The sequence below is a fragment of the Mycobacterium sp. DL genome (assembly GCF_039729195.1).
Lineage (GTDB): Bacteria > Actinomycetota > Actinomycetes > Mycobacteriales > Mycobacteriaceae > Mycobacterium > Mycobacterium hippocampi_A.
The window spans coordinates 3,766,021-3,793,018 of the sequence record NZ_CP155796.1 but is presented as its reverse complement, the minus strand read 5'-3'; the positions used below and the strand labels follow the sequence as shown (position 1 = coordinate 3,793,018).

Sequence of the window (26,998 nt, the reverse complement as noted above, 5' to 3'; positions counted from 1 at the left end):
AGTGTGGCCAGTCCTGAACCGTTAGAACCACGGATCGACACCCGCAATGCGTGGGTGGAGTTCCCGATCTTCGACGCCAAGTCGCGCTCGCTGAAGAAGGCCTTCCTCGGGAAGGCGGGCGGCGCGATCGGACGCAACGACTCCAACGTCGTCGTCATCGAGGCGTTGCGCGACATCACCCTGTCGCTCAAGATGGGCGACCGCGTCGGCCTGGTCGGACACAACGGTGCCGGCAAGTCGACGCTGCTGCGCCTGCTGTCGGGCATCTACGAACCGACCCGGGGCGTGGCGACGGTCCAGGGCCGCGTCGCGCCCGTGTTCGATCTGGGGGTCGGGATGGACCCGGAGATCTCCGGATTCGAGAACATCATCATCCGCGGCCTGTTCCTCGGGCAGACCCGCAAACAGATGATGGCCAAGATCGACGAGATCGCCGAGTTCACCGAACTCGGCGACTACCTGTCGATGCCGTTGCGCACCTACTCGACCGGCATGCGGGTCCGGCTTGCGATGGGCGTGGTGACCAGTATCGACCCGGAGATCCTGCTGCTCGACGAGGGCATCGGCGCCGTGGACGCCGACTTCCTGAAGAAGGCCCAGACCCGGTTGGCGGCCCTTGTGGAGCGCTCGGGGATCCTCGTCTTCGCCAGCCACTCCAACGAGTTCCTTGCGCGGTTGTGCAACACCGCGATGTGGATCGACCACGGCACCGTGAGGATGTCGGGTGAGATCGAGGACGTCGTGCGGGCCTACGAGGGCGAAGACGCCGCCCGACACGTGCGTGAGGTTCTGGAAGAGACAGCACACACGCATGAGTGAGGCTGTCATCGCGGTGGTCGTCACCCACCGCCGCCCCGACGAACTCGCCAAGTCACTCGACGCGGTTTCGTCGCAGAGCAGACGCCCCGACCACCTGATCGTCGTGGACAACGATCACGACGACCGCGTGCGTGATCTGGTCGAGGGCCAACCGATTCCGACGACATACCTGGGATCTCACCGAAACCTGGGCGGCGCAGGCGGTTTTGCGCTGGGCATGCTCCATGCGCTGAGCCTGGGCGCGGACTGGGTCTGGCTGGCCGACGACGACGGGCGCCCCCAGGATGCCGAAGTGCTGGCCACTCTGCTGGCATGCGCCGACAGACACGGCCTGGCCGAGGTCTCCCCGATGGTGTGCAATCTCGACCACCCCGACCGCCTGGCGTTTCCGTTGCGGCGCGGTCTGAAATGGCGCCGACTGGTCAGCGAGTTGCACTCCGACGCCCACGAGGATCTGCTCTCCGGCATCGCCTCGCTGTTCAACGGTGCGCTCTTCAGGGCCTCGACCATCGAGGCGGTTGGAGTCCCGGACCTGCGACTGTTCATCCGCGGTGACGAGGTGGAGCTGCATCGCAGGCTGGTGCGCTCCGGACTCCCGTTCGGCACCTGCCTGCAGACCAGCTACCTACACCCTTGCGGCACTGAGGAATTCAAGCCGATTCTCGGCGGACGGATGCACACCCAGTATCCCGACGACGCGGCGAAGCGGTACTTCACCTATCGCAATCGCGGTTACCTGCTCTCCCAACCCGGCCTGCGCAAGCTGCTGCCCCAGGAGTGGCTACGGTTCGGCTGGTACTTTCTCATCACCCGGCGCGATCCCGCTGGATTGCGGGAGTGGATTCGATTGCGGCGCTTGGGCCGACGGGAAGAGTTTCACCAGGGCGAGCGAAGCGACGGGACCAAGAAGAGATGACGATCATGGATGCCGCCGCGCAGTCCAGGACGTTCCGGCGGGCGTGGGGCGACCTCGTCGAGGGCTTCGGCAAGCGTGAGCTGTGGTTGCACCTGGGCTGGCAGGACATCAAGCAGCGCTACCGGCGCTCGGTGCTGGGTCCGTTCTGGATCACCATCGCGACCGGGACCACCGCGGTCGCGATGGGCGCGCTGTACTCGGTGCTGTTCAAGCTCGAACTGTCCGAACATCTTCCGTACGTCACGCTGGGCCTGATCATCTGGAACCTGATCAACGCGTCGATCCTCGAGGGGTCCGACGTGTTCATCGCCAACGAGGGTCTGATCAAGCAGCTCCCCACGCCGCTGTCGGTGCATGTCTACCGCCTGGTGTGGCGGCAGATGATCCTGTTCGCGCACAACATCATCATCTTCGTGATCATCGCGATCATCTTCCCCAAACCGTGGCAATGGACCGACCTGACGTTCATCCCGGCGCTGTTCCTGATCGCGCTGAATTGTGTCTGGGTGGCACTGTGTTTCGGCATTCTGGCCACCCGCTACCGCGACATCGGCCCGCTGCTGGCCAGCCTGGTGCAGCTGTTGTTCTTCATGACGCCGATCATCTGGAACGAGTCGACGCTGCGCAGCCAGGGAGCCGGCGACTGGGCCAGGATCGTCGAGCTCAACCCCCTGCTGCACTACCTCGACATCGTCCGTGCCCCGCTGCTCGGCGCCGAGCAGGAGTTACGGCACTGGCTGGTGGTGATCGCGCTGACCATCATCGGCTGGATCTTCGCCGCGTTGGCGATGCGCCAGTACCGGGCGCGGGTCCCCTACTGGGTCTGAGGTTCCGGCCCGAAGACGAACCGCCGGCCGGTCAACGTCTCCGGCGTGATGCGCACGAACCGCAGCTTCTCGGTGGCGACCCACGGGTAGAGCCCGGCGCAGTGGGCGTCGTCGATGTCGGCCGAGGTGGACAGCAACTGTGCGGTGCCGCGGACCACGACGCTCCACCCCTCGCGGACGTCGTGGTCGTCGGCTTCGAACACCACATGCTCGTTGAGCACAGCGGTCAGCAGCTTCGTCCCTTCGGCCGTACGGAACAGCAGCGTCTTGTGCTGCACGACGAAGTTGACGGGAAAGATCTCGGTCCATCCGCCGACCGTCGTCACCAGCCGGCCCAGCGAAACTCCGGCCAGCAGACTCCAGCTCTCGTCCTCGGTGAGCGCGGTGACCGGTGCGTCCGGCGCGGTGGTGGCGTCCATGGTCACGATCGTCGTCGGCCGCGACTGCGCGTCGTAGGGTCCAAAGGCACTTCTGCGCGGTGTCGCCCGTTGTGAACTCATGAGCATTCCGCCATATGAGCCGCCGCCCCTGCCGTCGTCCGGCGCGGGAAACACCCTGCTGTGCCCGAAGTGCTCGGGCGTCATGAAGACCTACGAGCGCAACGGGGTCCACCTCGAACAGTGCGACACGTGCCGCGGCATCTTCCTCGACATCGGCGAACTGGAGTCGCTGACACAGATGGAGAACCGGTTCGCTTCTGCCGCGCCTCCCCCGATGCCGCCGCAGCAGCAGGGCTACGGAGGCTACGGCGGGTACGACAACTACGGACCCGGCTGGGGTCACCGCGGCAACAAGCACTACCGCAAACAGGGCTTCGGCCGGCTGTTCTTCTCCAGCTAGACCATCCGCTCACACGCGGCGAGCACCATCTGCTGGGCCTCGTCGGTGTCGCCGTGGGCGAGCCCGGACGCGGCGGCGTGGACGACGGCCGCCCGGGCGAACGGTTCCAGCACCACCCACGGGTCCGCGTCGGGCAGGGCGGGGCCCCGCGCGCCGCGGTAACCGTCGACGAATGCTGTCCAGTCGTCGTCGGGGATCAGGCCCGCGGCCCAGAAACCGGCCGGTCTTGCCAGATCCCACACCGGGTCACCGACACCGACGTCGTCGACGTCGATCAGCACCCACGGTGCGCCCGAGGCGAGCCGGCCGATCTGCCCGAGATGCCAGTCTCCGTGAACCAGCGTCGACGGCCGATCCGCTGAGCCGGCGCGCCAGACGACTTCGGGAAGCACGGCGGCGGCCCGCTTCACGGATCCGGGTGACTTCCGGACGTAGTCGACGCCTCGACGGAGACGCTGCGGCCAGCCGTGAACCGGCGCCGGGCCGGGTACCGGTTCGTGGTGCAGCGCGGCCAGCAGTGCCCCCGCCTGAGTCCAGGGTAAGCAATCCGATTCGGCGACAACGGTTTCCACGACAGGCCAACTCGTCCGCCAGCGAGGCCCGACGGCTTCGGGAATGACTGAGATCGGGGCCAGCAAAGACGCGGATTCCGCGGCGATGCGCAGTCGCTGTCCGAGTGCGCGCGGATCCGTCCCGACCCGGTGCAGCTTGTGCACAACGACGCCGTCGACGTCGATCTGCGCACCGGACCGGGTCTGCACGACCCCGACGCTATTGCACCTCAGCGCCGCGGTGGTGCCGTCCGCACTGCTGCGTTGATGCGGTTCCAGGCGTTGATGGTGACCGCCATGGTTATCACCTGTCCCAGTTCGCGGTCCGAGAACACCCCGGCGGCCTGCGCGTAGACGTCATCGGAGACCCCTCCGTGGCCGAGTTCGGTGATCGCCTCGGTCAGCGCCAGCGCGGCGCGCTCCCGCTCGGTGAACAGGTCGCCCGCCTCTGCCCAGGCCGCGAGAACATCCAGCTTCTGCTCGCTGACGCCGTGCTTGCGGGCGTCGCGGGTGTGCATGTCGAGGCAGAAGGCGCAGTGGTTGATCTGCGAGGCGCGGATCTTGATCAACTCCCCGAGCTCGGGGTCGACGTCTTTGGCCGCGGCGGTCGACAACGTCATCATCGCGTCGTACAGCTCGGGGGAAGCCTTGTAGATCTTGAGGCGGTCCTGGGTGGCGAATGTCTGGGTCATGGGATCCACGCTAGTTCCGAATAGCCCATGATGATGGTTCAATCTGCAGATGGTTTCTTGGGCCAATTCGGGGGGTCGGGATCTGCACGTCGATCTGGGTCGATCACTCGTCCCGGGCGCTCGAGGCACCAAGGACGCACTGATCGCGGGACTGCGCGACGCCGCCCGATCCGGCCGCCTCGTACCGGGCACGATGCTGCCCGCATCCCGCGCCCTGGCAGCCGATCTGGGCGTGGCCCGCAACACCGTCGCCGACGCCTACGCCGAACTCGTCGCCGAAGGCTGGCTGGGATCTCGTCAGGGCGCGGGCACCTGGGTCGTCGGCACCGCCCATCGGCTCGAACCACCGCGTCCCCGCGGCGTGCGCGTCACCCCCGTGCACAACCTGATGCCCGGCTCGCCGGACGTCTCGGAGTTCCCCCGCAGCGACTGGGTGGCGTGCACGCGACGGGCGCTGGCCAACGCGCCTCACGAAGCGCTGCGGATGGGTGATCCGCGCGGTCGACCGGAGTTGCGCGAAGCGCTCGCCGAGTACCTGGCGCGGGCGAGGGGCGTGCGCGCGTCTGCGGATTCGATCGTCATCTGCGCGGGGGTGCGTCAGGGTGTGGAGTTGCTGGTACGTGCGGTGGGTGGACCGATCGCGGTGGAGGCGTACGGACTCCACCTGTTCCGGGACGCCATCGCGGCGAGCGGTGTGACAACGGTACCCATCGGCGTGGACGACGACGGTGCGGTCGTCGGCGAACTCGACGATCTCGATGTGACGGCGGTGTTGTTGACCCCGGCCCATCACAACCCCCTGGGGATGCCACTGCATTCGTCGCGGCGCACCGCGGTTGTCGAATGGGCTTGCAGAACAGATGGTTTCATCTTCGACGACGACTACGACGGCGAATTCCGCTATGACCGTCAGCCGATCGGTGCGCTCCAGGCACTGCGCCCGGAGAAGGTCGTCTATCTGGGTTCGACGAGCAAGAGCCTGTCGCAGGCGCTGCGCCTGGGCTGGATGGTGTTGCCCGAGGGCTTGATCGACCCCGTCGTGGAAGCAGCTGGTGGACAACAGTTTTCCGTCAGCGCCATCGACCAGCTCACCCTCGCCGAGTTCATCTCCGGTGGCTACTACGACCGGCACATCCGGCGGATGCGGACGCGGTACCGGCGACGCAGGGACACGCTGACCTCCACGCTGTCCGCGTTCGATGTCGGGGTCGGTGGGCTTGCCGCAGGAGTCAACGCGCTGGTGACCTTGCCCGACGGCGCCGAGCCGGAGGTCATCCGTCGTGCCGGTCAGGCAGGCATTGCATTACAAGGACTTTCGCTCATGCGGCATCCGGACGCGGGTGTCGACGTGCCTGATACCGACGGCCTGATCATCGGCTTCGCCGCGCCCGCCGAGCACGCCTTTGTGCCCGCTGTTTCTGCGTTATGCGAGGTCCTGCGTGCCAGCGGGTTGTAGCGTTCATCCATGACCGCTCCGCGCCGACCGATGAGCATCTACGAGCGAACGCTCGAGAAGTTCGCGAGAACGTCGGCCGGGTACTGGTTTGTCAGAAATGTGGCGCCGCGGGTCGATCCGCCTCTGCTGCGGATCACCGGCGGCCGGGTCAGCACCGTCTATCCCGCGCCGGTGATGCTGCTGACGACGACGGGCGCGAAGTCCGGACTACCTCGGACACTGCCGCTGCTGTACCTCGTCGCCGACGATTCGCTGATCCTGATCGCGTCGAACTACGGAAGGCCGGGTCATCCTGCGTGGTACCGCAATCTCAAAGCCACCCCGACCGTCGAGGTACTCGCCGGGAACCGCAGCGGAACCTACAGCGCATCGGAGATCACCGATCACACCGAGCGCGAGGATGCCTGGACGAAGGCACTCGATCAATACGCCGGGTATGGGGATTACGAGGCGCGGGCCGCCGCGCGCACGATTCCATTGATCCGACTTCGGCGTTCGGGATGACGAAAGGGGCACCTCCCAGAGGAGGTGCCCCTTTTGGTGGGGGGGTTAGTTGACGTCGACGAAGTAGACGTGGCCGGTGATTTCGCGGACCTGGTCGTCGCCCTGGGCGTCCCAGACGTATTCGCGGATCGGCTGGCCCTGGCGGACCGAGGTGACGCCGGCTTCGTGCTCTGCGGACTGCTCGGCCGCCTTCTTCTTCGCCACATCTTCCAGTGTCGTCATCACGGCACCTTTCTCGCCGAGCATCGCTCAGCGTGTCAGTGCCGGAAACACCGTTATTTCCACAGTCCCTCGGCGACGCGATCGTGTGCGGCGAGGTATCCGGCGGCGTGCAGCTGGCCGGGTTGCGAGAAGACAGCTTGCATGGTGGCCAGGTTGGATTGGAAGTCTTGATAGGCGGCGCGGCGTTCGTCGTGAGTGGCGTAGTCGTCGCCGTACCGTTCGAGCCAGGCCGCCCAGTGCTCGGCGGTACCCGGCTGCGGCGGGGTGTTCGCTTCCATGACTCTTACGGTACGACGGGTGTCTGACATGTTGGGCTCCTTTGTGGCCTGTTTGCCCAGATGAGAGCGTTTTGATAGCTGTGATAGCTGTGATAGCACAGCTAGCTAGCAGCCGTGTTGAGTGAGGTAGGCGTCGAGGGCTTGGTCGGTGATGGAGGCGATGCTGATGGTGCGGTCGCCGGTTTCGTAACGGAGCTTGTCGACGGCTTTTCCGAGGCGGTTTTTAGTGGAGGGCCGGATTCTGACGTTGTGCTGCTCGGTCAGTCGCTCGGCCGCTCCTCCGGCCTGCGGTGACGATGCGAGTTGAGACGAGTCAGGCGGGGCGGCGGTGATGGGGACTGCGGGTCGGTCGGGGATGGTGTCGGCTGGGTGGCTGGTGGTGCGGGTGATGGCTGGTTTGCGTGTGGTGCTCATGCGGGCGCTCCGATGGTGATGCCGAGTTCGTCGGCCAAGTCGTCGTAGGCGACTTGCAGGCTGAGTGCGCGGCCGCCTTTGAATTTGTGCATGGGCACTTCGGCGCTGTGGGCGTCTTGGCGGGCTCCGAGGTCGGGTATGACGGTGCGGGCCACGAGGTCGCCGTAGGCTTCGCGCAGCTCGCGTTCACGGTCGATGTGTTCGCCTTTGTTCTGGCGGCGGGAAATAATGATCTTGGCCAGCTCCAGACGCGGGTTGGGGCGCAACTTGACCTTCTGGACGGTGGTTTCCAGCCGCGTCACGCCTTTGACGGAGTCTTTCGTTGGTTCGGTGATGGCGTACACGGTGTCCACAGTGAGCAGAACGGCGAACAGCAGCTTGCCCAGGCTGGGTGGGCAGTCGAACAGCACGGCGTCATACGGCGAGAGGTCCAGGCCTTCGAAAGCGACATCCAGGCGGAACACGAGATCGGAAGCGCCGCTGGATTCGGCGTTGGACAGATCCAAGTGGGACGGGATGAGGTCGACGCCGTCCCAGTCAGTGGCCACGACGGCATCGATGGCTGAGCCGGCTTCGGTGCGATCCATGAGGTCAGCGGTGGTGAGTTGCCCATCTTCTGTGTACACACCGAGGCCTTCGGTGGCGTTGGCCTGGGGGTCCACGTCGACGATGAGGGCACGCCCTCCGCGGTGACTGATGGCGCTGGCCAGCCCGAGTGTCGTCGCAGTCTTGCCGACGCCACCTTTCTGGTTGGCCAAGGCGTGCCGTTTTGGTTGCACGATGCGCTTCCTCCGTAGTTAGGCTGGCGATGCTGGCTAGCTGTGCTAGCATAGCTCAGATAGCTATGCTAGCACGCCTAGCTAGCTAGATTGCGTTGTCCCTGCGTGTCGGATAGGTCGGGTCTGCGGTTATCGGGAAGCATCCTGAGGCATGCCACGGCACCTCAATCGGATGATCTACATAGACGACTCTGGACACCCCCAGTCTGGGATGGTCGTGTACGGCTGGGTTGAGTTCAGCCCGGACCGCTGGGGTTCTGTGCTCCGGTGCTGGCTCGATTGCCGAAAGATGCTGTGGCGTGAGTACCGGGTGGCCATCCAACAGGAGCTGCACACAACGGACTACGTGAACGGCCGCGGCCGGATTTCCAAAAATGTCCCTGACCGGCACGTGCACAACGGGATCGAGTTCTGGAAAGACTTCGGCCGCGAGGTCGCGGTGGAATGCCTGGACACACTGCGCTGTGCCGAGGGGCTGGTCGTGGGGTCGGTCTACCGCCAGGGGGACCCCGCGCGCCTTGCCGCGACCAAACGGGAGCTTTACCGAGATTTGATCATGCGCTTTGAAAAAGAGCTGGCCGCCACCGACTCGCTCGGTGTCGTGGTGATGGACGGGGACGGCAGCGATAGCAGTTACCGGACCACGCACCGTCAGTTGAAGCTGGATGAACGGCGCATCATCGAAGACGCGATCCATCTCGATTCGAAATCGTCGCAACTTGTGCAGATGGCCGACTTGGTCGCTTGGAGCGCGTATGCGGCCGCCGACCGCCACCCGCGGAATGAGTTTGCCTGGGACTGGTACGAGAAATACCTGGCTGAGCGGGATCCGAACAGGCAGCCGAAGGAACTTGCCCCCAGAAACAGCTAGACCCCCTTATCCACAGGTGTGGGGGGGTCTGCACTCACGAATATACACCGGATCGGGCGTATTGCCCACTACCGACGCTAAGTACCGATATCTCCGCGTGCGAGATATCGGTACGCAGTCGCCCTGCCGATCCCGAACGCCGCGGCGAGCTCGGTGACCGGTTCACCGGTCGCAGCGAGACGACGCAGTTGCTCTTGGCGGTCGGCGCTGAGCCTGTGGGGTTTGGTGGCCGGCAAGCTGCGAGCTCGGCGGGACTCGCGTGAGGCGGCACGGCGCTCTTTTCCGAGCTCGAGCTCGAGCTCCGCGAGGGTTGCCATTATGGCGGCGACGGCACGGCCGGTCGGAGTGCCCGTATCCACGCCTTCACGCAAGGCGCGCAACAAGATTCGACGCTCACCGAGTTCAGCGATAGTGCGTGTCACTTCGGCGACGGAGCGGCCCAGACGATCGATCGCAGTGACAACGACGGTGTCACCTTCACGGGCGTAGTGCAGCATTGCCGTCAACCCAGGCCGGTCGGTGCTCACCGCTCCCGAGAGTTTGTCAGTGAAGACTTGATCCGGTCCGACACCGGCCCCTGCGAGCGCGACGAGCTGCGCATCGAGGTCTTGGCCCACGGTGCTCACGCGGGCGTACCCGAGAATCTTCGTCACATCACTACCGTCTCATTGCCTTCTGGCATTGAGGATCTGAGACACGCGGTGTGAGACAAGAAATGAGACACCGCGACCTGGCATTACGCGGTGGGGGAGTGGTGCCTCGGAGGGTGTCTCGTTTCTTTAGATATGAGGCCAGCCAAGGTCACGATGTGCTATCAACAAATGCTATCATCGAGTGATGGCTAAGACTGTTACGTTGCGCTTATCCGACGGTGCCTACGAGGCGGTGAAGCGGTACGCAGATGCTGACCATACGTCGATGAATTCCTGGATCGAGGGCGTGCTCGATGTTGAGGACATGCGCCGCAGATGCGAAGCTCACGACCAGTGGATGCGGGAGCACCCCGATTCCGTCGCCTTCAGCGAGGCCTGGGCCGACCGAAATCTTGACGAGTTGACAAAGCGTTGAAATCGCCACGCCGAGGCGAGATTTGGGTTACGGGCACCGGAATCAACGTGCTCGTCATCTCCTCCACGGTCTACAACGAGATCCCCAGTGAGCCGACCGTAATCGTCGTGCCGGTGTTCGACCACAATCCAGATACCGGGTTCGGCGTGCCGTTGGGAGACACCGCGTGGGCAGCTCCCGGCCTGGTAACCAGCCTGCGCAAGTCAGCGCTGGATGAGTTCTTTCGCCGCGTTGACGTCCAGGCTCTGACCGATGTGAACAACATGCTTTTCAAGATCCTGGCCACACCGGACAGATAGCGGCGGCTGGATCGTCCCGAGACAGCTTTCGGCGATAGCTAGCTAGGCTGGACTCTGTGGCTCCCCTGCGTGCGTTCCCGGTCGTTTATGCGGCGACGGATGTCAGGCGTAGCGCTGATTTCTGGCAGCGACTGGGCTTCGAACGCTCCGTCGAGCTGCCCTCCGACAGCGAACCCGGGTACATCGGCTTGCGTCGCGGTGCAAGTGAGATTGCCATCGTGTCTTGGGACTGGTCGGCGCAACGCTACGGTTTAAAGCCGCCCGCGGGTCCGCGGTTCGAGATGTATGTCTATGTCGACGATCTGGACACATTGGTGACCGATCTGCGCAATGACGGAATCCCTGTCCTGGCCGACGTGGCCGACATGCCATGGGGTGAGCGTGTCGCGACCATCGTCGACCCGGATGGCAATCCGGTGACGCTGTGTCTAGCCCAGGACGGCTAGCAACGCCGCTCCCGGTGGGCACTCTGTGAGACAGGAACTGATCTGGGTGAGACAGGAACTGATCTGGCTCGTTTTTCAGAAACGAGACTCTTGAAACGAGACAGGGGCGACCAGGAGGACGACCGATGAACATCGACCAGGACCGCTACAACAAGCTGGCCGACTGGGCTGAAAACGACGAGCGCGAGATCGATCCCACTCGCGGCGAAACCGGGCGCGCTGCAGTCGAATCCAGCCGCGAGCTGATCCGCCGCGCCAGGCGGACGGCCGCGCGTCGACCCCAACGCGGCGGGTGACCCAGTGGACTCGCCGCGCGACATTCACCTTCAGCGGTAGAAAGGACTTCACCCTGGCGACGAACATTGGCCGAGCGCATTGGGTGCGCAGCGGAGGTGGTCACAGCCCAGCAGCCCGATTCGCTTGGTAGACCTTCTGCGCGTAACCGTCGATGCCGAGAGTCGGGACTGTTTCCGCGGTGTGGTTCTGGAGGGCGATCCGAAGATGTTCGTGTCGCAGGGCCTGTTCTAACAATTCCGATCGGTTCAAGCCCGTTGCCTGCGCATCCGCATCTGCTGCCGCCAGAACTGCGCGGTCCAACGTCACCGAGACCTTGTCTTTCGCCACAACCGACCATTCTAACTAATGGTCGATACTTGGATGATGTAGCTGCCAGGGCATGTGCCCTCGAATCACGCGTCCCTGGCCGCACCTCAATCCACGTCCAGAACCAGCCATCACCGCGGCTTATCGTTGACAGTCCGGATTCGAACGAAGTCGACTGCGTAGCAACGTCTTCACCGCCTCATGCTCGCCGTAGATGTAGGCCCTCGCTAGGAGGTCGTTGAATGTTCTGGCCACTCCGGGGTCGTTGTCATTGACGGGGATCGTCAGGAGGATGCCTGCGCCGGAACCGATGAGCAGGCTGTTGGCCACGAACACGGCGGTGCGTTTGTTGCCATCCTCAAAAGGCTGCGACTTGGCCAGGTCCACGAAGAGGGCGAGCGCGTTCTCGTGGACCTGTGCGCTGCGCGTCGCACTGTCGAGCACCGCTTGCAGTCCGTCCTCGGACAGGGCGGCGGGGGTGTGGCGACCGTAGGCCGTGCTTACCCCGATGGCCTGTTCCTGGGTGCGCAGTTGGCCTGGATGCAGTGCACCGCTGCGGGTGAGAGTGGCGTTGACGGCCCGGACGAAACCGGCGTCGAGCGGATCGCCGGCGGCGTGGTCGATGACGAACTGCGCCGCGTCGCGCAGATCCTCGAGAAGCGCAAGATCGGCCCGCGATGCGACGCCCTCAAGGCTGCCGGACCGCAGGAAATTCTCGGTGTCGCGTCGGCTGACAGATAGACCGTCGAAAACCTTGCCCGCGGAATACACCACCTCCGCAAGATCTGAGAGGGTAAGCGCGTCCACGGTCACCCTTCCCGGTCGCAGTCGGTGTGCTATTCAAGCAAAAGCCCAGGGGCGGGCGCTCTGGCGGACCTACACGCTGGCAGTCGCCGCACCCGGCGCGACGGCCACGATGCCTGCCGCATTCTCGGTGTCCTGGGCTTCCAGCTGCGCTGCGCTGGCCACGTCCCCGCTGGCAACGGCGCTGCCCGCTCGACTCAGGTCAGCCAGAAACGTGCCATCCTGGGCAGGCCACGTGCTGGTGACGGCGTTGATGGCCAGCGAAACCCCGTCAGGCTGTGCAGCCGCACCTGCCAAGCCGCCGACACCCTGGGCAGCCCCGGCCGCACCGCCTGCGGCGACCGCCGCAGCCTCGGCGCCGGTGGTCGCACCTGATGCGGGCAGGGCGATCGGATCGACCTTAATACGGTCCCCGGAGCCTCCCGAAGGTGGTACTGCGGCCATGATCATTGTCCTTTCTGGCCGTGGTTCATCCAGTAATCCGGTATGCGCTGCATCTCCGCACGGTATGCCGAGTCGTTGAGACGCGCGAGGTGCGCGGCTCGCTGCTGATGATCAGCATCAGCCCAGCGGCGTGTACGGGCGATCGCTTTCTCAACCCAGTCGGTCTGGCGTAGGTCTTCTCGGCCCGCGTAGCGCATCCACCTTTCGCCGAAAACATCGAGCAACTCTGGTGAACGAACGCTCAAAGCGGCAATAGCCGCCTCCACACTCTCGGTGAGCAGGTCCCGCCGAATCAGGGCACGTTCCCGAATCTTGGCCTCTGATTCGATGCCCAGCACGGTGCAAGCAAGATGTCGTTGGCCGATCCCTCTACGCTGTTGTTCTTCGTGCAGCTTCGAGGATTCCTCGAAATCGATGATTTCGGAACAGGATATCCACCAGGCGCGTAGTGCTTGATCCGGACCTCCGGATGCGCCTGGCTCCCAATCCCACGGCCCGCCCTCCACTACCTCGCGTAGCGCAAGAATTTCTGTCTCCGCCTGGCATGTAAACGGATAAGCCCACGGACTCATCGGAGTTCCGCCACCAGCGCCGCTGCCCTCGCGGGCACGTGCGTGGTGCAACCTACTGCTGGCTGCGCCGGCACGGATTTCCCGCCAATCCGGCTCCAGCTCTCCAGAGCGCGCATCGGCCACAATCCGGGCGAATGCAGCCGTCGTTGTGTCAGTCCAGCTCGGAGTACGACCCATACCAGGAATCAAAGACATTCCGGTGTCCTGGGCCTCCAGCCAGCTGCGCGCGCCGAACTTGCCGACCTTGCCCACTGAGGTGGACTTTGCAGAAGGCACCGTGCCGCCAAGGGCCCTTAAGCTGTCCGCGTCGAACGCATCGCCAGGCGAAATCATCGACATTGGCGCTCCAGAGTCGATAGGGTCGACGCCACCACCTGGCCGAACCCGGACACCACCGCGCAGTACACGATATCGGCCAAGGACGGTGACGCCGGCCGCTGCCAATACCGAATCAACTCAGCAATGAGTGCGGTCCTGTAGAACGCTATATACAACAGCCGCGCATCCCGCGAGTCCTTTGAATCGTCCAGATCCAACGGCCCATTCAGGTGCGGACTCGTCGCGTTTCCGTCGTGGCGCTGGGCCACCTCGTTGTTGTAAGCCGCCCAGTCGATGGGCGTCCCCTGGGCCAGCTCATTGAGAAATGCCAGGTCGGCCACCTCGGCAACCTGAATTGGCCCGTCCGCACTGGATACCGGACTGCCCTTGATCATGGCCGCTGGAGTTTGCGTCGCCGCCTCCACGACCGCGCGGGTGATTACCGCAGCCACGGGAACCTCAGACGTTCCACTGCCCACCGTTGAAATCTGTTGCGCCAGATCAAGATCAATAGCCCCTAAGCGGTGTTGGTGCGCGCCGTCGAGCACCGGCACCGAACCGGGGGAATGTAGGATCGACCGCAACGTCGCCGTCTCAAAGTCCTGCCATCCCGCAGGGCGCGGACCCTCCGCCGTAGTCACCAACGCACTGCGCACCACTCCAGAAGCCCTGTCGGCCAACGCATCCGCATGCCCGGCCAGCACATCAGCCGGCCGACGCCACCCCATGTACTTATCCGCCCACCTCATCGGCAACGCCGGATCACGGGGTGCGATCCGCGCTGTCGTCGGAATGTACACCGACGCAGGCACATACACCCCGCCACCCGCGCTAGAGGCGATCACAAGCTGCGGCCCAAACTGTGTACGCACCACGGACACGGCCCAATTCACAAACCCTGAGTCGATGGTGTTCCAGCCCGCATCCGTGCCACGAACCAACCCGTCGAGCACCTGCCGCGCCAACATCAGATCCGCGCTCACCTCAGGCTCAGGCAAGCTCGCCGCCGTCGCCGCACCCGAGGTACCCGCCATCACCGGAGCCGCACCGCCCTGCTGAGACGGCGCACCCGCGGCGGCCGGTGCGCTCGCCCCCGAAGCAGGAGCCGTCGGCCCAGCCGGGGTCGCCGCAGCCCCGCCACCCGGAGGCACGAACGGCGCCAACGGACCACCACCAGCACCACCGGCCGCAGGAGGATGAGCCATCATCGGCATCCCTCCACCCCCGCCGACCATCGGGCCAGCCGCCGGACTCGCCGCGCCACCGGAGGCCACAACGGGCGGCTGCACCGGGCCCGCAGGCTGAGCCACCCCAGGCGTCGCCCCCGGATGCTGAGCAACAAACTTCTCCAACGCAGGAGAAGAAGACACCGCCCCCGAGGAACCCATACCGGACGCCAAGCCCGAGTTGAAACTTGACGCCGCACTGGTCAACGAACCACCACTACCCAACGAATCCGCTGCCGACGCTGGCGACGTGAACGCATCCGACAACGACTTCCCGCCACTACCAAACGGATTGCTCGGCATCTGCGGCGGACGCAAACCACCCATCGCCGAACCCGGCGATGGCATCCCACCGGACGGCGATGGCATCCCACCACCAGAACCCATCGGCAACCCAGTCGCCGGCATCCCCGTCCCGTTACCTACCGACGAAACGGGTAATGCGACCTGCTTCTGGTCCTGTGTCGATTGCCCGTTGGTAGCTGCTGCGTCGTCGTTCGTCAGTTCTTCCGCGAGGGGTTTTTCATCCGCATTGTCGCCAGCGGCGAGGCCATCTGGTTCCTCTGTCGTGCCTTCCGCAAGTTGTTTTTCATCGTTGTTCGCCGACTCGTGGCTGGCCGGCTCAGCGGTGCTTGGGCTTTCGCCGACTGGTGCTTCCGGGATGGGGAGGACTGCGGGTGTGGCGGCGATATCCCCGAGGGCAGTGCTGTAGAGGGTGGCGGCTTCGGCGTTGAACGGGGCCATGGCCGACACGGCGGCCGAGGTTCCTCCACTCGATTGCGCGGTGTCCCACGCTTCTGCAGCGGCATCAGCGACGCGACTGAGGTCGGTCTTCAACCCGGACACGACCGCCTTGAATGAATCGGCCGCCGTTGCAGTGGATTTGAAGTAATCTGCACCGCCGTCGGCATGGTCGACCATCTTTCGCATCAACGCGATGCGGGCTTCGCCTCCTTGGCCTTCCAGCAGGCTTGCGCCGTTGGTCATCTCTTTGTGAACCGTCCCGGCGTACCCGGACACCGACTCGGCCATTGCCCGCCTGTCTTCGGCAAGGGCTTGTAAGTCAGTCTCACTGATCGACGGCCAGTAGGGCAGAACCGTCAGTGACGACGCGCGTCCTGATGGCCGAGGCACGTCCCCTGGATTGTTAATGACCGCCGCCATCGAACCCCCTCGGAACTATTTTTCGTCCAGGCCGCAAACAGCCCAGACCTGGTCATAGGCCGCCTGCTCTTTAGCAAGGTCGTGTGTGGGCGGCTCAGCGAGACCACGGGTCCGAACCTCGCCGTAAGTGGCGATCCGCGCGTAGTAAACCGATACAACATCCGTAATAGCGACACGAACCGGGGTGCTGGCATTGGGATTGTCCGCCAGCGCATTCTCCAGAGCGGTCGCGGCTGGGAGGATATCCAAGGCCCTGCGATCAGTCCGTGGTTGCGTTGTGTTCACCACCGCATACCGGGTGCACAGGGCGACATCTTGAGCATGCACTTCTGCTGCTGACGGTGGTGCGCTGACGGTGTCAGCGGCCGATTTGCTCGTCACTGCTGCACCGGTCGTGTCGGCAACAGTGCTACTTCCTCCATCGCTGAAGACAACGCCGAGCGCCACACCGATACCCAGCGCGACCGCAGCGGTACCGGCCATGATGGCAGGGGTCAGCCACCGGCGTCGTGGCGGTGGGGGTTGCCACGCGGCACTTGGGTATCCAGGCTCTTGTGTTCCCATGTGGGCAGCGTAGGACGGACCACCGACAAAATCACGGCTGAATTGCGCTGGTGCACAGCATGATTACAACGTGAGTCGCATTGATTGATCTGCTCACTGATGAGTCATTCCGGTGTTGGCGATGCTGCGAGACCGCCGCACCGCGTTTACTGGCTGATTCGTACTGCCTCATCTGATTACTGATGACGCATTTCTGCAGGTAGTCGGCAAAAAACTGAGCGGCTACGGCGTGTCTTACCGGCGTTTATCAGATACGTACGGAACGGTAGTGGCATGGCTCAACCGCATAAGGGGGACCGGGCGCAGATCATGTGCCGGCCGGTCTTGCCCGTCTATGAGGAGATTCGCGCCCGCGCGGCTGCGCGGGGCATGTCGATGTCGCAGTACGCGGCCGATGTCCTAGCTCAGCATGTGGGCCGGGCGGACCTCGTGCGCGAGCTAGACGACCGCGAGGGGTTGCCGTTGGCGATGTGAACACCGGCGGCCCGGTGTACGCGGCCGGGCAGATGGACAAATCCATAGCGGTGCGGATCACCCCTTGACATGACGAAGGCCCCCGGAGGGGCCTTGTCTTTGGGGGTTCGATCTGAGCTCCAACTCAGGTCTGGGTCCGCACCCGGTACCCCCGAAGGGGCGATGTCTTGCAGGACTCGTCTCACGGTAGCGCACTGTGTCTAACAGGTACAGGTGGCGCGCGAAACCGTGACCGAAATCGTGATCTTTTACCCGCCGTTGTGACGCGGGCCGCGCAGTGGTGGCGTGGCTGGATCGAGCGTGCCGGTGCGTGTGCACCACGTACGCCGATGGGAACCCACCGTCTGGGGTGGCTGACCGCGTTACCGTGCTGGACTTACTTGTCGGCGGTGCCGCACGGTCTAGGTAGGTCGTTGTTGGCGACGGGGTGCCGGTGACTGTCCGCGACGTCTACTCGGTTGCGCCCGCGGTGGTGTGGAAATCGTTGGCGCGGCTGCTGTCCCAGCCGGGTCGGGACCGCATGAAGGTGTTCGATCCCGACACCAAGGAGTACCGCAAGACCCGGCGCATCACCGACACGCTGCCTACGTTGATGGCGGCGGTGTACCTGTACACCCACCGCAGGACGACGCTGCTGGCGCTGGACTTCGACAGCAAGTCCCACGGCCAGGCTCAGGTCGACGCCGACTTCGCGCGCGCGCTGGGCTGGCTGACCGCGTGCGGGGCCCGGGTTGTCACGGACCGCTCCACCAATGGCGGCCGCCACATCTTGGTCCCGCTGGCCATCAACACCACCGCCAGCTTCGATGAGATCCAGTCGCTGATGCGCCAGCTCAAGGCCCGGCTGCCCAGCTTTGACCCAAAACCTATGCAGAACGCCAAGGAGGGCTGTATCAGTGTGCCGGGCACCCCGTGCGCCGGCGGTGGCCACCGCATCCTGGACGGCACGCTTACCGACGCCGTGGCTGCGCTCACCGAGCGCAGCGCCCCCACGCTGCTGCCCGAGCTCTACGCACTGCTGGGCACCCTGCCCAGCCCGCCGCAGGCAGCCACAGCGGACCTCCGGTCGCCGGGCAGCACGAGAACTCATGCCGGCGAGGACGAGCGCCTGGCCGAGCACGCCCGCTGGAGCAAGCCACTCCCTGCCTGCGTCGCCGCCTTCGCCGCAGCCGGCGACGCAGCCCTGGCCCGCGAGCACACCGGTTCCCGGTGGGAAAGCCCCTCAGAGGCCCGCATGTCGGTGGTTCTCAACGCCGTGCTGCGCGGCCACAGCCTTGCCGACATCCGCGCCCAAACCGAGCCCGGCCGCCCGTGGAGCGGCCTAGGCGACTCTTACCGAACCAAGCACGGCACCCGTGCCGACGCCCAGCTCGCCCGCGATGTCCGCAGCGCCCTGGACTACACCTCAACACTCGCCGTAAAAGCGAATCAGTCCGCACACAGGTACAAGAACTCACACGGGGGGCAGGGCTCGACCGGCCCCCACGCACGGTGGCTGGCCCACGCGCTGGCCTGGGCAGACCGTGAGTTCGCGGGCAGCCCCTTTAGGTGGACGGTGCGTGACGTGCTTCAGGCCCTGGCGATCAAAGCAGCAGTCGCCGGGGAGATCAGATCAGGCACCGCGATCGTCGGGGTAGGAGGCCGAGGCTTATCCCTGTCGGCTGGTCTCATGCCGGCTACCACCACCTTCGAGGTGTTGCGACGGACACGAGAGATGGTGGGTGCTCCGATCCTGTTGGTGCGGCCCCGTATCGGCCGCGACGCCGACTTCTACGCCTTGATCACCGAGACTGTGGACACGATCACGCCGGTTCCCTTAGAGCGAGTGAGGGTGTCCGATGTGCACCCGGCGTGGAGCATCCTCGGCCGCCACCACCGCGCGGTGTACGAACTGATCGCCCATACGGGCATGCGTCGGCCGGCTGATGTGTACGCCGCAGCACGTATCAGCGCACGCACCGGGCAGCTCTCCATTGCCGCGCTCGCGGCCGCCGGGTTGATCACCCGAGAAGGCCGCACCGTGGTGCCGGGACCGACGACGCTGGACGACATCGCCGCCGCACACCGACTCGATGAGGTCCAGGCCGACCGGATCGCTCGCTACCGCCGCGAACGCGCCGCCTGGCACGCATGGCTGGCCCTACAAGACGCGCTGAAGGGAATCACCCCAGAGGCCGGCGAACGTGTCCACGCGAGCCCCCACGGCCGCCTGGTGCTCGCCGGCGAGGACGACTACCTCGCCCACGTCATGGCTCACGGCCCACCACCGGCCGACGACGAATACACCGCGATCACCCTCGTGACCGAACTCATGGGCGCACGGATCCTGGCCGGGACGCGCCAGTAGTGGTGTAGCGGTAGCCGAGCACGCTACCGAGAGGTTCGAAGTGCCGGGTGCAGCTCTCACGCTGAACACGATCTTGGCGGCGGCCTGTAATCGTGTCAGCGTGGCACGTCGCGTCGGCCACGCCCTCGAATCAGCCACGGCCACGTAACAGGTCTGGGTTGTCCAGGGCGCGGGTGAGGATCTGGGCGACGGCTTCGCCGTTGAGTTCGCGCATGAGTTCGGGGTGGCCGACGATGGCGGCCAGAAGGTCTGCGACCCATTGGGACATCGGGATGCCGTAGTCGCCGTACTGGCCGCTGTTGGCAGCCACTGCCTCGTAGACAACCCGATCGACGCGGGGTCCGAGCTGAGCCCTGTCTCCTTTGTGTGTGCTGCGAATCGCCATAACCTAGGACCCTTTCAGACGGGAGGGACGATCCGTCCACCGCGTGATGGCCCGGGCCGGCCCGTTGTTGATCGGCGGTTATCGTGCTTGCAGGGTCATGGATCGAACTGCGCCGCCCTGGCGGGATTGTCCCGCAACTTAGGAATGTCGGCGCTGAGCCCGATGCGGTTAAAACGCGCGGCGGTGCGCGAACCGATACGGCGGGGTGGTTCGCCGACCGCGCGTACGGCCTTCGAGGGATCTCGCGCACTTCGTTCTCGGCGCTCTGCGACCGACGCGAGAGCCTTGGCTTGTTCTGGTGTGTAGCTCACGGGCACCTTCCCGCCCCCACCTTCTTCAGTACCTGCTGTGCCCTGTTTATCGAATCGCTTGCTGTTCCAGCATTTCTGCTGTCAGCGTCAATCACTGGTCAGCCAACTGTCTCACCCCTGTTGACCTGCATCGTTGATTTCCAGCCTGGTTTTGACCCACACACCTCTTGCACTTAGGTAACGGTTTGGTAACGGCCCGTTCGGGGGTTGCGGAAAACTGCCTTGGTTTCGTCGTGAGAACTCGGTGCGCTGGTGGGGTGAATGCGGGCATCCACAAGCTCACTGCTGGCTCCGGGTACTTGTACCTGGTGCGGCAGGTGGCTGCCCATGACCGCACTCATGGCCCGGAGTCGCTGGGTGACTACTACTCGTCCAAGGGCGAGACTCCTGGCCGTTGGGGTGGGCGCGGACTGGCCGGGTTGGCCGCCGGATCAGAGAACTGGACGCGCACCGACTCCGGGGACCGGCTGTGGTCGCTGGAAGAGGGCTCGGAGGTCACCGAGGACCAGATGAAGGCCCTGTTCGGGCTCGGGGTGCATCCCAACGCCGCGGCATTGACCAAGCAACTCATCGCACAAGGGGCGCGCAAGAACTCAGCCCTGACGGCGACCTCGCTGGGGCGGCCGTTTCGGGTCAACGCCGGTGAAACCGAGTTACAGCAGCGCCTCGCGTTGGCCTACCGGGACCACAACCTGTCGATCGGTGCGCACTGGAACGCCGCCATAGACGAGTCCCTGCGGGCGCAGATGCGTACCCAGATCGCTACCGAGATGTTCGAAGAACAGCACCGCCGCGCACCGCTGGACGAGCGAGAACTCACCGGGTTCATTGCCCGCGGCACCCGCGACCAGACCACATCGGTGGCCGGCTACGACATGACCTTCACCCCGGTCAAAAGCGTGTCCGCACTGTATGCGCTGTGCCCCGAGCCGATCGCCAAACAGATCGAGGAATGCCACAGCCGCGCGGTGCAAGATGCCCTGGACTTCCTGCAAGACCAGGCGGCCTACACCCGCATCGGGGCCCAAGGCATCGCCCAAGTCGACACCGAAGGCTTCATCACCGCCTCGTTCCTGCACCGCGACACCCGCGCCTCGGACCCCGGCCTGCACACCCATGTGGCCATTTCCAACAAGGTTCGCGCCCGCGGCACCGACGGCATCAGCCGGTGGTATGCCCTCGATGGCCGGCCGCTGTATGCCTCCACCGTGGCCGCCTCGGAGCTGTACAACTCGCGGCTGGAGGCCTACCTGGCCGACGATTTGGGGATGCGGTTCGCCGCGCGCGGTGATGCCCGCGAAGGCAAGCGGGAGGTCCGCGAGGTCGTCGGCGTTACCCGCGAGCTCAACGAGCTGTGGTCCTCGCGTCGCGCCGCGATCGACGCCGAATATGCGGTGCTGGCCAAGACGTTTCAGGCCGCCCACGGCCGCGAGCCGACCACCCCGGAGTCGATCGCGATGTTCCAGCAGGCCACCTTGGCCACCCGCGACGCCAAGCATGAGCCCCGCTCGCTGGGCGAGCAACGCCAGGAGTGGCGTGCCCAAGCGGTCGGTCTGTTGGGCAGTGACGAGGCGGTCAACGCGATGATCGCGCGCTCCCTTGCCGGGCGCACCGCGACACCGGCCGAGGTCACCGAAGGGTGGATCAAAGCTCGCGCCCGCCAGGTCGTCGCCACGGTGTCTGGCGACCGCGCCACCTGGAACCGCACCCATGTGTTGGCCGAGGCGTTGCGCGTTGTGCGCGTCACCGGGCACGCCGGGATCGACGGGATCGCCGAACTCATCACCGACGCCGCGTTGAGTGCACCGTTGAGCATCCGGCATGCCTCCAGCCCCGATACCGACCTCGGTGAGCCCGCGAGGTTGCGCCGCCGCGACGGGTCCAGCGTGTACCGCCAAGTCGGATCACAGACCTACACCAGCCCGGAAATCTTGGCTGCTGAGCGACAGATCCTGGCCGCCGCCACGCTGCGCGATGGCCGCACCGTGCCCGCCGCCGATGTCGAGATCGAGCTGCTGGCCCAGGCCGCGCACCGCTGCGAACTCAACGCCGGCCAAGCCCAAATGGTCCACGAAATGGCCTGTAGCGGCCAACGCGTCATGCTCGCGTTGGCCCCGGCCGGGTCGGGAAAAACCACCGCGATGGCCGCACTGGCACGGTCCTGGGAAGGTGCCGGGGGCACCGTGATCGGGCTGTCGCCGAGCGCCAGTGCAGCGCAATTGCTGCGCGAAGAAATCGAAGTCGAGGTGGGAGACACCCTCGATAAGTTCAACTGGCTCACCGACAATCCCGACACCTCGCCCGGTGATCCAGCACGCCAGTGGTACGACGCGATCGACGAGAACACCTTGATCATCGTGGACGAAGCCGGCAAGGCCGGCACCTTGGCGTTGGCCTCCATGATCGCTGTCGCGTTGGCCAAGGGCGCCAGCGTGCGCCTCGTCGGTGACGACAAACAGCTGTCCTCCATCAGCGCCGGCGGTGTGCTGCGCGACCTCGCGCACCTGCACGGTGCGATCACCTTGTCTCAAGTGATGCGGTTCGCTTCGGCGGCCGAAGCCCAGGCCGGTCTGGCACTGCGCGACGGTGACCCGTCCGGGATCGCGTTCTATCTCGATGAGCAGCGCGTGCATGTCGGCACGCAAGCCGCCGCATCCGACATGGCGTTCGAGGCATGGCAATCCGATATCGCCACCGACAAACACTCACTGCTGCTGGCACCCACCCACGATCTGGTGTCCGAACTCAACGACCGAGCACGACTGCACCGCCTCACCGAACTCGGTGAGCACGCCCCCAGCATCGAAGCGGTGTTGATGGCCGGGGCCCGCGCCAGCGTCGGAGACCTCGTATTCACCAAGAAAAACGACCGCAGCCTCGCGCTCGGTGCCACTGATTTCGTGCGCAACGGCTACCGCTGGGAAGTCACCGACGTCGACCCCGAAGGCTCGATCACCGTCGCGCACTTGGAGTCCGGGGCGCACCTACACCTGCCCGCCGACTATGTACGCGCCCACGTCACCTTGGGCTACGCCCGCACCATTGATGCCACCCAGGGCGCGACCGCCCGCTACCGCTGCCACACCGTGGGCTCCGACCAATTGACCCGCCAGCAGGTCTACACCGCACTCACCCGCGGTGTGCACGGTAACCACATCTACTTCTCCACCGCCGAGCACGACCCGCACCGTGTGCTGTCCCCGAAAGCGACCCACCCCGACACCGCCGTGGACGTGTTGACCCGTGCGTTGGGCCGTGACGCCGCGCAAGTGTCGGCCACCAGCGCGGCCCGCGCTGCCACCGACCCGACCGCCCGACTGGCCGCCGCCGCCCAGATGTACAGCCACGCCGTCGGCGCCGCCGCTGAATCACGGCTGACCCCCGCCCAGCACGCCGAGCTGGATTCCCACGCCGAAAAACTGGTGCCCGGCCTCACGTCAGCGACCGCCTGGCCGGTGCTGCGCCAGCACCTCGCGCTGATCGCCGCCGCCGGAATCCACCCGCTCAAACGACTCGACAAAGTGGTCGCCGCCGGCGGATTCGACAACGCCGCCGACCCCGCCGCCATCATCGACTGGCGGCTAGACCCCACCGGAGCACACTCCGGTGGCAACGGCCCGCTGCCCTGGCTGCCCGCCATCCCCGAACGCCTGGCCGCCGACCCGCACTGGAACACCTACCTGTCCGCCCGCGCGCAACGGGTCACCGACCTGGCCGCCGAGGTGGCCACCACAGCGCGGGAATGGACCAGCGCCACCGCGCCGCGGTGGGCCCGCCCCTTGGCCGACACCGACGCCGAACTGGCCGCCGACCTCGCGGTGTATCGCGCCGCCACCGCCGTCGATGACAACGACACCCGCATCGCCGGCCCCGAGCAATACCCCGCCCGCACCCGCGCCGCGCAGCGCCGCCTCGAACTCCGAGCAGCCGAACTCATTGGCTCCGACACCACCACCAACCGCTACGACACCCTCATCGACGCCATCAACCCGCACATCAGGCAAGACCCCTACTGGCCCCAACTCGCCCACCACCTGTCGGCGGCCGCGCGCACCGGAGTCAACATCACCCAACTCGTCCGCACGGTCGCCGCTGACCGCCCGCTGCCCGACGAACTGCCCGCCGCCGCCCTGTGGTGGCGACTGTGCGGCACCCTGTCCCCGGCCGCCCTGGAAACCGCGAACGGGGGTTTGCGCCCGGACTGGCTACCCGATCTGCACACCGTGTTCGGCACCGAGATGGCCGAGACCATCGCCGCCGATCCCGCGTTCCCGGCTCTGGTGTCCGCCATCGGTAATGCGGACCCCGACCGGTGGAGCGCACTGGACCTACTGCACGTCGCCGCCGAGCACCTCTACGACGCCGACGCCCACCTGACCCATCATCTGCGCGGCGACGAGTACGCCCGCCTGCTCACCTACTCGATTGACCTGTTCACCACCGACGACCCCTACGACCACGACATCCCGCTGCCCGACACCGCACCCCTGACCGAGGAAGAACACGAAGAACTCGCCCACCAGCATCCCGATATCGACGCACCTCAGCATTGGCAGCACGACGCCCTCGATGACGTTTTGGCCGATCCCAACATGCTCGCCGCCGCCCTCGGCCTGCAAGACAGCGACCTTGCCGACGCCGCGACCGCCGACCATCAGCTCCCACCACCCGAGCACGCCGACGACCTCTTCGACCCCGAATCGCATCTGGATTTCGACAGCCTGAGCACCGTCCGACCCAGCCCCGCCGCCGCACTGACCGCACACCGCGCCGACGTGCACGCCCTGCGCGCCCGCTACGCCGAGGCCGACGCCGAGTTGCAAACCCTCACCGCCCAGGTGGTCGCCGGCAATGGCCCGCACGTGCTCGCCGCCGCCGACGACCTCCGGCGCATGCGCGACGCCGCCGACGCCGACCGGCCTTTCCTGGCCCAGGTCGAAGCCGTGCTCGACCAGTGGCATGAGGCCGACACCACCTACACCGCGGCACTGGAGCTCATCGAGCACGCCCGCACCGAACTCGACGCCCTGCGCGCCGACCCAGACGCCGACCCCCTCGATGTCGCCTCGGCAGCCCAGAACCTGAACTTCCTGACCACTCACCACCTGCCCACGCACAGCCCCGCCGAACAGTTCCACCCGGCGTTCCAAGAAGCCACTGCCGCCCGCGCTGAGGCTGCCGGCGGCAGCGAGCACATCGTCACCCACGCCGACGCCGACGCCTTTCTGCGTCAGTGCCGCGCCGACGACGATGCTCTCGTGGCTCGTCACCGTGCCGACCGCGCCGCGCTGCGCGAACAGCTGCACCGTGCCGAGCACGCCGCCGCACAAGCCTTCGCCCGGGCCCAGACCAGCACCGCCGAACACATCACCGACCTGCTGCCGCGCATCGACACCGAGCTGCGCGTCCTCAACATCGCCGGACAACACGCCTTCCAAGACCGGCTGCCCATCCCAGCCGCCGACCCCGACATCGACACCAGCCGCCTGCAACGTCTCACCGACGTCCCGTTCGTGCTGACCGTCGCCCACGCCACAGACCGCGCAGCGCTACTGCCCATGATGAGACATCTAGACCGCGCCGCCCACGACGCGACGCGCCCGCTGATCTGGGCCGCCCCACCCGCCGTCCTGAACAACCCCGACCTGTCCCCGATCAACAACACCGTCATCGACGCCAGCGCCATCGACCTCACCGACAGTCAACCCGGCACCATCGTCGTCATCGACCGCGCCGAACACCTGCCCCCCGAGACGATCGCGGACCTTACCGAGAACGCGGCAGCCGTCAACGCACGGATCATCCTGCTCGATACCAACTCCGGCACCTGGCCGACACCACCGGCCGCACCGCTGCTCAAACTGCTGCACACCGAACTGCGCTGGTCGGCAGTGCTGACCGCCGCCGCCGTCCGCATCAACCACTACGCCACCGGCCCCGACACCGACGCCGCCCTCACCCAAGCAGCCGGACTCGACCACGACCAGCACACACCCGCCATCACCAACGCACTCCAACGCCTCCGAAAAACCAACCAGCGCAACACCACTGCCCACGACCTCCACACCCGAATGTGGAACACCGCACAACGGAACCACCAGCACCACCGCCGCGTAGACCACAGCCGCGACCTCTAAAATCGCGTCACGTACCACTCACTCCCCCACCGCTTGTCAGTGCTGTGTCCCACGATGGGGCATTGCAGCGCAACGGAAACGGGAGAACACGATGAGTAACGACACCCCGCGAGCGGCATTCGACGCCTCGATCGCCGAAATCCTCGCCGAATGGGGACAACCGTTGTCGTTCAGCCGTGGCCGACTCGCAACCGCCCTGGAAACGCTGTACCGCGCCGAGCTGGAATTCCCACCGACCTGGACCGAACACCGCAGCGAAACCTTCATCACCAATCACGCCGACCTCGACCTCGGCGAAGTCGCCACCCAGTTCGACGACCTCATCGAAACCGTCACCAACGATCACGGACTGCGCTACGGCACGTTGCCGCACCCCGATGACGCCTCCGAGATGATTCGAACAGCTCGCCTAGACGCCCTCAACGACATCCTTGAACAACGACTGGACTACGAACTCCCCAACGAAATCGAGGCACACTCAGCAGAAGACGCTGAAGTGCGAAGGCGTTGAGAGCCGTTTCGGGTGACCTTTATGGTTCGAAGTGCGAGCGGAATCCTTCGAGCCAATCCGCCCGCTCAGCGCCGGTGAGATTAGCTGGTACCCACAGCTCGGCGTCGTCGGGACTATCGGCGTCACCGTCGGCGACGGGACTATCTCGTTAACGGT

At 65.5% G+C, this 26,998-nt stretch carries 30 protein-coding genes; 15 read left to right on the top strand and 15 right to left on the bottom strand.

All coding sequences use genetic code 11. The features are described from left to right. The first annotated feature begins 33 nt into the window (after positions 1-33). From ABDC78_RS18020 to ABDC78_RS18010, 3 genes are read left to right on the top strand one after another with little or no spacing between them, the layout of a single operon-like run. A complete protein-coding gene (locus ABDC78_RS18020; protein ID WP_347133517.1) occupies positions 34-819 on the top strand; it encodes an ABC transporter ATP-binding protein in 786 nt (261 codons plus the stop codon). Continuing rightward, the gene (locus ABDC78_RS18015; RefSeq protein ID WP_178360623.1) at positions 812-1,735 is read left to right on the top strand and encodes a glycosyltransferase family 2 protein; all 924 of its coding nucleotides are present in this window, start codon (positions 812-814) and stop codon (positions 1,733-1,735) included. Before ABDC78_RS18020 ends, ABDC78_RS18015 begins: the two co-directional genes overlap by 8 nt. Further along, positions 1,732-2,562 (top strand): ABC transporter permease, encoded by an 831-nt coding sequence (locus ABDC78_RS18010; protein WP_178360622.1) that lies wholly within the window; start codon positions 1,732-1,734, stop codon positions 2,560-2,562. The genes ABDC78_RS18015 and ABDC78_RS18010 overlap by 4 nt, the downstream gene beginning before the upstream one ends. On the opposite strand, the gene ABDC78_RS18005 is transcribed toward ABDC78_RS18010, so the two are convergent. After that, positions 2,550-2,981 carry a pyridoxamine 5'-phosphate oxidase family protein gene (locus ABDC78_RS18005; RefSeq protein WP_178360688.1) on the bottom strand — a complete coding sequence of 144 codons (432 nt, stop codon included), beginning with the start codon at positions 2,979-2,981 and terminating at the stop codon, positions 2,550-2,552. The genes ABDC78_RS18010 and ABDC78_RS18005 overlap by 13 nt on opposite strands. A 79-nt stretch (positions 2,982-3,060) precedes the next feature. Here ABDC78_RS18005 and ABDC78_RS18000 point away from each other — a divergent pair, with 79 nt between their 5' ends. Further along, complete coding sequence (locus ABDC78_RS18000; protein ID WP_178360621.1) at positions 3,061-3,402, top strand: zf-TFIIB domain-containing protein; 342 nt, start codon at positions 3,061-3,063, stop codon at positions 3,400-3,402. Here the strand turns inward: ABDC78_RS18000 and ABDC78_RS17995 are convergent. Together ABDC78_RS17995 and ABDC78_RS17990 are read right to left on the bottom strand one after the other, a co-directional pair. Continuing rightward, on the bottom strand, positions 3,399-4,163 hold the full coding sequence (locus ABDC78_RS17995; RefSeq protein WP_178360620.1) for a phosphotransferase: 765 nt from the start codon (positions 4,161-4,163) through the stop codon (positions 3,399-3,401). The two genes, ABDC78_RS18000 and ABDC78_RS17995, sit on opposite strands and share 4 nt — an antisense overlap. Before the next feature lie 20 nt (positions 4,164-4,183). Continuing rightward, positions 4,184-4,645 carry a carboxymuconolactone decarboxylase family protein gene (locus ABDC78_RS17990; RefSeq protein WP_178360619.1) on the bottom strand — a complete coding sequence of 154 codons (462 nt, stop codon included), beginning with the start codon at positions 4,643-4,645 and terminating at the stop codon, positions 4,184-4,186. A gap of 49 nt (positions 4,646-4,694) precedes the next feature. Between ABDC78_RS17990 and ABDC78_RS17985 the strand changes: the two genes are divergently transcribed. Together ABDC78_RS17985 and ABDC78_RS17980 are read left to right on the top strand one after the other, a co-directional pair. After that, positions 4,695-6,101: a PLP-dependent aminotransferase family protein gene (locus tag ABDC78_RS17985; RefSeq protein ID WP_178360618.1), complete on the top strand. Its 1,407-nt coding sequence runs from the start codon at positions 4,695-4,697 to the stop codon at positions 6,099-6,101. A gap of 9 nt (positions 6,102-6,110) precedes the next feature. Beyond that, entirely contained in the window at positions 6,111-6,605 is a 495-nt protein-coding gene (locus ABDC78_RS17980; protein ID WP_178360617.1) for a nitroreductase family deazaflavin-dependent oxidoreductase, read from the top strand. A gap of 45 nt (positions 6,606-6,650) precedes the next feature. Here the strand turns inward: ABDC78_RS17980 and ABDC78_RS17975 are convergent, their stop codons facing one another. The 4 genes from ABDC78_RS17975 to ABDC78_RS17960 all read right to left on the bottom strand — a co-directional run bounded on the left by ABDC78_RS17975 (position 6,651) and on the right by ABDC78_RS17960 (position 8,298). Next, positions 6,651-6,827 carry a hypothetical protein gene (locus ABDC78_RS17975; RefSeq protein WP_347133126.1) on the bottom strand — a complete coding sequence of 59 codons (177 nt, stop codon included), beginning with the start codon at positions 6,825-6,827 and terminating at the stop codon, positions 6,651-6,653. A gap of 53 nt (positions 6,828-6,880) precedes the next feature. Further along, a complete protein-coding gene (locus ABDC78_RS17970; protein ID WP_178359608.1) occupies positions 6,881-7,105 on the bottom strand; it encodes a hypothetical protein in 225 nt (74 codons plus the stop codon). Between the two features lie 105 nt (positions 7,106-7,210). Continuing rightward, positions 7,211-7,519, bottom strand: a complete 309-nt coding sequence (locus ABDC78_RS17965; protein WP_137145757.1) for a hypothetical protein — start codon at positions 7,517-7,519, stop codon at positions 7,211-7,213. After that, positions 7,516-8,298 carry an AAA family ATPase gene (locus ABDC78_RS17960; protein WP_178359607.1) on the bottom strand — a complete coding sequence of 261 codons (783 nt, stop codon included), beginning with the start codon at positions 8,296-8,298 and terminating at the stop codon, positions 7,516-7,518. Before ABDC78_RS17960 ends, ABDC78_RS17965 begins: the two co-directional genes overlap by 4 nt. Before the next feature lie 151 nt (positions 8,299-8,449). On the opposite strand from ABDC78_RS17960, the gene ABDC78_RS17955 reads away from it, so the two are divergent. Next, positions 8,450-9,169 (top strand): DUF3800 domain-containing protein, encoded by a 720-nt coding sequence (locus ABDC78_RS17955; RefSeq protein WP_178359606.1) that lies wholly within the window; start codon positions 8,450-8,452, stop codon positions 9,167-9,169. Between the two features lie 77 nt (positions 9,170-9,246). On the opposite strand, the gene ABDC78_RS17950 is transcribed toward ABDC78_RS17955, so the two are convergent. Continuing rightward, entirely contained in the window at positions 9,247-9,822 is a 576-nt protein-coding gene (locus ABDC78_RS17950) for a recombinase family protein (protein ID WP_178359605.1), read from the bottom strand. Between the two features lie 184 nt (positions 9,823-10,006). Between ABDC78_RS17950 and ABDC78_RS17945 the strand changes: the two genes are divergently transcribed. The 4 genes from ABDC78_RS17945 (at position 10,007) to ABDC78_RS17930 (ending at position 11,278) form a co-directional block, all read left to right on the top strand. Then, positions 10,007-10,237: a hypothetical protein gene (locus ABDC78_RS17945; protein WP_178359604.1), complete on the top strand. Its 231-nt coding sequence runs from the start codon at positions 10,007-10,009 to the stop codon at positions 10,235-10,237. A gap of 47 nt (positions 10,238-10,284) precedes the next feature. After that, positions 10,285-10,536: a MazF family transcriptional regulator gene (locus ABDC78_RS17940; RefSeq protein ID WP_317161269.1), complete on the top strand. Its 252-nt coding sequence runs from the start codon at positions 10,285-10,287 to the stop codon at positions 10,534-10,536. Between the two features lie 56 nt (positions 10,537-10,592). Next, the gene (locus tag ABDC78_RS17935) at positions 10,593-10,982 is read left to right on the top strand and encodes a VOC family protein (protein WP_178359602.1); all 390 of its coding nucleotides are present in this window, start codon (positions 10,593-10,595) and stop codon (positions 10,980-10,982) included. A gap of 125 nt (positions 10,983-11,107) precedes the next feature. After that, on the top strand, positions 11,108-11,278 hold the full coding sequence (locus ABDC78_RS17930; protein ID WP_178359601.1) for a hypothetical protein: 171 nt from the start codon (positions 11,108-11,110) through the stop codon (positions 11,276-11,278). A 100-nt stretch (positions 11,279-11,378) separates the two neighbouring features. On the opposite strand, the gene ABDC78_RS17925 is transcribed toward ABDC78_RS17930, so the two are convergent. The 6 genes from ABDC78_RS17925 to ABDC78_RS17900 all read right to left on the bottom strand — a co-directional run bounded on the left by ABDC78_RS17925 (position 11,379) and on the right by ABDC78_RS17900 (position 16,596). Next, positions 11,379-11,606 (bottom strand): ribbon-helix-helix protein, CopG family, encoded by a 228-nt coding sequence (locus ABDC78_RS17925; protein WP_178359600.1) that lies wholly within the window; start codon positions 11,604-11,606, stop codon positions 11,379-11,381. A 120-nt stretch (positions 11,607-11,726) separates the two neighbouring features. Next, positions 11,727-12,392, bottom strand: coding sequence for a Fic family protein (locus tag ABDC78_RS17920; protein WP_178359599.1), 666 nt, complete (start codon positions 12,390-12,392; stop codon positions 11,727-11,729). A gap of 69 nt (positions 12,393-12,461) precedes the next feature. Beyond that, on the bottom strand, positions 12,462-12,833 hold the full coding sequence (locus ABDC78_RS17915) for a hypothetical protein (RefSeq protein ID WP_178359598.1): 372 nt from the start codon (positions 12,831-12,833) through the stop codon (positions 12,462-12,464). A 2-nt stretch (positions 12,834-12,835) separates the two neighbouring features. Continuing rightward, positions 12,836-13,744: a hypothetical protein gene (locus ABDC78_RS17910; RefSeq protein ID WP_178359597.1), complete on the bottom strand. Its 909-nt coding sequence runs from the start codon at positions 13,742-13,744 to the stop codon at positions 12,836-12,838. Continuing rightward, positions 13,735-16,113, bottom strand: a complete 2,379-nt coding sequence (locus ABDC78_RS17905; RefSeq protein WP_178359596.1) for a hypothetical protein — start codon at positions 16,111-16,113, stop codon at positions 13,735-13,737. The genes ABDC78_RS17910 and ABDC78_RS17905 overlap by 10 nt, the downstream gene beginning before the upstream one ends. 15 nt (positions 16,114-16,128) lie before the next feature. Continuing rightward, positions 16,129-16,596 (bottom strand): hypothetical protein, encoded by a 468-nt coding sequence (locus ABDC78_RS17900; RefSeq protein ID WP_178359595.1) that lies wholly within the window; start codon positions 16,594-16,596, stop codon positions 16,129-16,131. Positions 16,597-16,950: 354 nt separating this feature from the next. On the opposite strand from ABDC78_RS17900, the gene ABDC78_RS17895 reads away from it, so the two are divergent. Next, positions 16,951-17,151: a toxin-antitoxin system gene (locus ABDC78_RS17895; RefSeq protein WP_178359594.1), complete on the top strand. Its 201-nt coding sequence runs from the start codon at positions 16,951-16,953 to the stop codon at positions 17,149-17,151. A gap of 433 nt (positions 17,152-17,584) precedes the next feature. Next, on the top strand, positions 17,585-19,498 hold the full coding sequence (locus ABDC78_RS17890; RefSeq protein ID WP_178359593.1) for a hypothetical protein: 1,914 nt from the start codon (positions 17,585-17,587) through the stop codon (positions 19,496-19,498). Positions 19,499-19,628: 130 nt separating this feature from the next. On the opposite strand, the gene ABDC78_RS17885 is transcribed toward ABDC78_RS17890, so the two are convergent. Continuing rightward, positions 19,629-19,808 carry a hypothetical protein gene (locus ABDC78_RS17885; protein WP_256736144.1) on the bottom strand — a complete coding sequence of 60 codons (180 nt, stop codon included), beginning with the start codon at positions 19,806-19,808 and terminating at the stop codon, positions 19,629-19,631. Between the two features lie 703 nt (positions 19,809-20,511). Between ABDC78_RS17885 and mobF the strand changes: the two genes are divergently transcribed. Continuing rightward, positions 20,512-26,331 carry a MobF family relaxase gene (gene mobF / locus ABDC78_RS17880; RefSeq protein ID WP_347133125.1) on the top strand — a complete coding sequence of 1,940 codons (5,820 nt, stop codon included), beginning with the start codon at positions 20,512-20,514 and terminating at the stop codon, positions 26,329-26,331. Positions 26,332-26,422: 91 nt separating this feature from the next. Continuing rightward, positions 26,423-26,842 (top strand): hypothetical protein, encoded by a 420-nt coding sequence (locus ABDC78_RS17875; RefSeq protein ID WP_178359590.1) that lies wholly within the window; start codon positions 26,423-26,425, stop codon positions 26,840-26,842. Positions 26,843-26,998 lie beyond the last annotated feature (156 nt).

Bases quoted from the DNA above. Each gene is read 5' to 3' on its own strand.
- ABDC78_RS18015 (WP_178360623.1), top strand. From the start codon at position 812: ATGAGTGAGGCTGTCATCGCGGTGGTCGTCACCCACCGCCGCCCCGAC.
- ABDC78_RS18010 (WP_178360622.1), top strand. From the start codon at position 1,732: ATGACGATCATGGATGCCGCCGCGCAGTCCAGGACGTTCCGGCGGGCG.
- ABDC78_RS18005 (WP_178360688.1), bottom strand. From the start codon at position 2,981: ATGGACGCCACCACCGCGCCGGACGCACCGGTCACCGCGCTCACCGAG.
- ABDC78_RS18000 (WP_178360621.1), top strand. From the start codon at position 3,061: ATGAGCATTCCGCCATATGAGCCGCCGCCCCTGCCGTCGTCCGGCGCG.
- ABDC78_RS17990 (WP_178360619.1), bottom strand. From the start codon at position 4,645: ATGACCCAGACATTCGCCACCCAGGACCGCCTCAAGATCTACAAGGCT.
- ABDC78_RS17985 (WP_178360618.1), top strand. From the start codon at position 4,695: ATGGTTTCTTGGGCCAATTCGGGGGGTCGGGATCTGCACGTCGATCTG.
- ABDC78_RS17980 (WP_178360617.1), top strand. From the start codon at position 6,111: ATGACCGCTCCGCGCCGACCGATGAGCATCTACGAGCGAACGCTCGAG.
- ABDC78_RS17975 (WP_347133126.1), bottom strand. From the start codon at position 6,827: ATGACGACACTGGAAGATGTGGCGAAGAAGAAGGCGGCCGAGCAGTCC.
- ABDC78_RS17970 (WP_178359608.1), bottom strand. From the start codon at position 7,105: ATGGAAGCGAACACCCCGCCGCAGCCGGGTACCGCCGAGCACTGGGCG.
- ABDC78_RS17965 (WP_137145757.1), bottom strand. From the start codon at position 7,519: ATGAGCACCACACGCAAACCAGCCATCACCCGCACCACCAGCCACCCA.
- ABDC78_RS17955 (WP_178359606.1), top strand. From the start codon at position 8,450: ATGCCACGGCACCTCAATCGGATGATCTACATAGACGACTCTGGACAC.
- ABDC78_RS17945 (WP_178359604.1), top strand. From the start codon at position 10,007: ATGGCTAAGACTGTTACGTTGCGCTTATCCGACGGTGCCTACGAGGCG.
- ABDC78_RS17930 (WP_178359601.1), top strand. From the start codon at position 11,108: ATGAACATCGACCAGGACCGCTACAACAAGCTGGCCGACTGGGCTGAA.
- ABDC78_RS17915 (WP_178359598.1), bottom strand. From the start codon at position 12,833: ATGGCCGCAGTACCACCTTCGGGAGGCTCCGGGGACCGTATTAAGGTC.
- ABDC78_RS17910 (WP_178359597.1), bottom strand. From the start codon at position 13,744: ATGTCGATGATTTCGCCTGGCGATGCGTTCGACGCGGACAGCTTAAGG.
- ABDC78_RS17905 (WP_178359596.1), bottom strand. From the start codon at position 16,113: ATGGCGGCGGTCATTAACAATCCAGGGGACGTGCCTCGGCCATCAGGA.
- ABDC78_RS17900 (WP_178359595.1), bottom strand. From the start codon at position 16,596: ATGGCCGGTACCGCTGCGGTCGCGCTGGGTATCGGTGTGGCGCTCGGC.
- ABDC78_RS17895 (WP_178359594.1), top strand. From the start codon at position 16,951: ATGGCTCAACCGCATAAGGGGGACCGGGCGCAGATCATGTGCCGGCCG.
- ABDC78_RS17875 (WP_178359590.1), top strand. From the start codon at position 26,423: ATGAGTAACGACACCCCGCGAGCGGCATTCGACGCCTCGATCGCCGAA.